At 60.1% G+C, this 4,763-nt stretch carries 1 protein-coding gene; it reads right to left on the bottom strand.

Going from position 1 to position 4,763, the window contains the following annotated elements:
* Positions 1-4,752, bottom strand: a 4,752-nt coding sequence (locus ACIQUS_RS27010) for a beta strand repeat-containing protein (protein WP_403054169.1), incomplete at its 3' end; no start/stop codon positions are given.
* Positions 4,753-4,763 lie beyond the last annotated feature (11 nt).

Genomic DNA, 4,763 nt, shown 5'->3' with positions numbered 1-4,763 from the left:
GCCTACAGCCACACCCGTCGACGTGTAACGCTGCTGGTAAACCCCCCAGCCAGTCTCCTGAAAAAGGCTACTCCATGTCACCACCCAGCCACCGTCGCTCAGCCCTGTGACGCTTGGATAGCTCTGTATGTTTGCCGTGTATGTATTGACCTGAGTCTCGGCGCCTGAAGCCACTCCAGCCGAGGTATAACGTTGCTGATAGATGCCGTCAGCCGAACCGTCTTGCTTGAAGCTTATCCACGTCACGACCCAGCCACCGTCGCTCAGCCCTGTAACGCTTGGTAATTGCTGGCCGTTTAACGTCGTCGAATTGACCAAAGTCTCGACGCCTGAAGCCACTCCAGCCGAGGTGTAACGTTGCTGATAGATATCCTGGCTGCTTTTCCACGTCACGACCCAGCCGCCATCGGCCAGATTGGTAACGTTTCCGTCCACCTGATCCCCAGAGGCGGTCGTATTGACCGACGCCGACAGCCACACCGAACGGGTGGCCGGCGCCGAGACATTACCGGCCGCATCCGTGGCCGTCACAGTAATGACTTTGGCGTAAGCGCCTGTCAGGTTCGCCGCCGGAACAACCACGCCCCAGTTCCCGCTAGCGTCCGCGACAGCGGAGTAGTCGTAACCATTGAAGTTAATGGTCACGCTAGCACCGGCTTCTGCCTTACCCGTGATGTTTTGTGCTTTCGAGGCTTCTGCAGCAGACATATCATTATCAACTGCCATTACGTCGATGGTCGGCACAGCAATGTTGGTGTCCAAGGTGAAGGTGTAAGGTGCCGAGGTGACAGAGACGTTACCGGCGGCATCGGTCTGACGCACCACCACGCTCTTGGCACCATCGCCCGAAAGGGTAAAGCTGGTACCACTGCCGGCAGTCCACGTGCTACCGCCGTTGGTGCTGTATTGCCAGGTTGCCCCCGCTTCCAGACCGCTCACATTGACGGTACCGACGTTGGTGATCTTATCGCTGTTGCTGCTGCCGGTGTCTGTAGCCAAGACCAGGTTTGGAGCACCGGGCGCCGTCAAATCCACGGTAACGCTCGTTGATACTGAGCCGTTTCCGATATCTATCGGGTTACCAACACTGTCTTTCAGGTCATAGATGAGGGTAAAGGTGCCATCACTGATCGCACTGGCATCCACGTGCAAGGTGATCCCTTTGCCGGCATCCACTTCAGCCTGTGTAACGGTGTGAAGATAATGGGTACCTTGCCAGAGCAGATCAATCTGATCGCCTTCGGCCATTACGCTATACGGCAGAATAATGACATCTACACCGTCGGCTGCTTCGCTAGCATTAATACCATTAGTGCTGTCAATAACTACCGGCGCTTTTGGGAACGCTGGCGGGGTGGTATCGACCAGCACCGATAACGGTGGGCTGCCAGCACTGTTACCAGCGATATCCGTCACGCTATAAGTAACAGCCAGTAATCCTTCATGTGCGTTCAATGTGGCGGTATCAACCAGGAAGGTAATGTCCTGCCCAACTTCGCTCGCAGTCACTGTATGAGAGAAATGGACACCTGCCCAATCAAGATCAATGACATCACCTTCAGCCATTCCGCTGTATGCCGCAATGATGACTTCTGTCCCACCGTCGCTCGCAGCCTCGGCCGCATTGATGTAGGTGCTTGAAATTTCAGGCCCCGACACGACCAACGGGACGGGCGCTTGCTTGTCCAGGGTGAAATCAATAGAGGACGACGGCTGGGAAACATTGCCAGCCATATCAGTTTGGCGGACCAAATAGCTGTGTTTACCATCCAGCAATTCAAACGTCTTGTCTGCCCCGGCGATCCAGGAAGCTCCGCCGTCAACGCTGTATTCCCAAGTATTACCAGCCACGATACCAGTGACATCGACAGTGCTGACGTTAGTGATGCCATCGACCGCGCTGCTGCCGCTATCAGTCCTCAAGCTCAAGGCGAGAGTCTCTACCGAAGTAGCAATGCTCACGTTAAGCGCCCCGCTTGGCGCACTTTCATTACCTGCCACGTCGGTCAAGGTCCACGTGAAAGCGTAAGTGCCATCGGCCAGCCCCACATCCGGTGTCAACGTCCCTGCCACCGAATCGTAAGTAGCAGATACCAGCGAGCCATTCACATAAAGTTTGGGGGCACCGGTCAACCCGGCACCTACGTTTATACCTGGACGAGTGTCATCTGTGACCAGCGCGGTGCTGGTTGGGTTCTTTACACTACCGACATCATCTGCATAGGTGGTTGGCGCAACTGGCATGCTCGGTGCCACGCTGTCGATGACGATCACCTGGCTGGCCAGGCTGCCGGCGTTGCCGGCGGCGTCGACCACGCGGAACTGCACGGTGGTGCTGCTGGTCAGCGCGTCGTCGACGTAGCTGACCGCGGTGCCGGTCACCGACGAGGTGACGTCGATCCAGGTCGCGCCGTTGTCGTTCGAGTAGAACAGCTTCTCGCCCGCCGCCAGGGCGGCCGACAGGCTGGCATTGACGGTCAGGCCGTCGCTGTCGCTGGTGATAAAGTCACCGGCCACACCGGTGTCCAGGCTGATGCTGTCAATGGCCACGCTGGTAGTCGGGGCGGCGGTATCGATGACGATCACCTGACTGGCCAGGCTACCGGCGTTGCCGGCGGCATCCTCAACGCGGAATTTCACCACCCCGGTATGTACTGCGTTGGGGCTGCCGGTCAGCGCGTCGTCGACGTAGCTGACTGCAGTGCCGTTGACCGACGAGGTGACGTCGATCCAGGTCGCACCGTTGTCGTTGGAGTAAAACAGTTTCTCGCCAGCGCCCAAGGCGGCCGACAGGCTGGCATTGACGGTCAGGCCGTCGCTGTCGCTGGTGATAAAGTCACCGGCCACACCGGTGTCCAGGCTGATGCTGTCAATGGCCACGCTGGTAGTCGGGGCGACGGTGTCGATGACGATCGCCTGGCTCGCCAGCGAACCAGCGTTGCCAGCAGCGTCGACCACGCGGAACTGCACGGTGGTACTGCTGGTCAGCGCGTCATCGACATAGCTGACAGCGGTGCCGTTGACGGACGAGGTGACGTTGACCCAGGTGGCGCCGTTGTCGTTGGAGTAGAACAGTTTCTCGCCGGCACCCAAGGCAGCCGACAGGCTGGCATTGACGGTCAGGCCGTCGGCGTCGTTGGTGATGAAGTCACCCGCCACGCCGCTGTCGAAGCTGATGCTGTCGATGCTCACATTGACGGTCGGGAAGCTGTTGTCGATAACGATCGCCTGGCTGGCCAGCGAACCAGCGTTGCCGGCGGCATCCTCGACGCGGAATTGCACGGTGGTACTGCTGGTCAGCGCGTCGTCGACGTAGCTGACCGCGGTGCCGGTCACCGACGAGGTGACGTCGATCCAGGTGGCGCCGTTGTCGTTGGAGTAAAACAGTTTTTCCCCAGCGCCCAAGGCGGCCGAGAGGCTGGCATTGACGGTCAGGCCGTCAGCGTCGTTGGTGATGAAGTCACCCATCACGCCGCTTTCCAGGCTGATGCTGTCGATGACCACGGTGGTGGTCGGGGCGGCAGTATCGATGACGATGACCTGGCTGGCCAGGCTACCGGCGTTACCGGCGGTGTCGACCACGCGGAACTGCACGGTGGAGCTGCTGGTCAGCGCGTCGTCGACATAGCTCACCGCAGTGCCATTGACGGCCGAGGTGACATTGATCCAGGTCGCGCCGTTGTCGTTGGAGTAGAACAGTTTTTCCCCGGCACCCAAGGCCGCCGACAGGCTTGCATTGACGGTCAGGCCGTCGGCGTCGTTAGTGATGAAGTCACCCGCCACGCCGCTGTCGAAGCTGATGCTGTCGATGCTCACATTGACGGTCGGGAAGCTGTTGTCGATAACGATCGCCTGGCTGGCCAGCGAACCAGCGTTGCCGGCGGCATCCTCGACGCGGAATTGCACGGTAGTACTGCTGGTCAGCGCGTCGTCGACGTAGCTGACCGCAGTGCCAGTCACCGACGAGGTGACGTTGACCCAGGTCGCGCCGTTGTCGTTGGAGTAAAACAGTTTTTCCCCAGCGCCCAAGGCGGCCGAGAGGCTGGCATTGACGGTCAGGCCGTCAGCGTCGTTGGTGATGAAGTCACCCATCACGCCGCTTTCCAGGCTGATGCTGTCGATGCTCACGGTGGTGGTCGGGGCGACGGTGTCGATGACGATCGCCTGACTGGCCAGCGAACCAGCGTTGCCAGCAGCGTCGACCACGCGGAACTGCACGGTGGTGCTGCTGGTCAGCGCGTCGTCAACGTAGCTGACGGCGGTGCCGTTCACCGACGAGGTGACGTCGATCCAGGTCGCGCCGTTGTCGTTGGAGTAAAACAGTTTTTCCCCAGCGCCCAAGGCGGCCGAGAGGTTGGCATTGACGGTCAGGCCGTCGGCGTCGTTGGTGATGAAGTCACCCATCACGCCGCTGTCGGTGCTGATGCTGTCGATGCTCACGGTGACGGTCGGGAAGCTATTGTCAATGACGATGGCCTGGCTGGCCAGGCTACCGGTGTTGCCGGCGGCGTCGACCACGCGGAACTGCACCGTGGTGCTGCTGGTCAGCGCGTCGTCGACGTAGCTGACGGCGGTGCCGTTGACGGCCGAGGTGACGTCGATCCAGGTGGCGCCGTTGTCGTTCGAGTAGAACAGTTTTTCCCCGGCGCCCAAGGCGGCCGACAGGCTGGCATTGACGGTCAGGCCGTCGGCGTCGTTGGTGATGAAGTCACCCATCACGCCGCTGTCGGTGCTGATGCTGTCGATGCTCACGGTGACGGTCG

The sequence above is a fragment of the Pseudomonas sp. NPDC090755 genome, assembly GCF_044769005.1.
GTDB lineage: Bacteria > Pseudomonadota > Gammaproteobacteria > Pseudomonadales > Pseudomonadaceae > Aquipseudomonas.
This window is presented reverse-complemented; position numbering and strand designations above follow the sequence as displayed.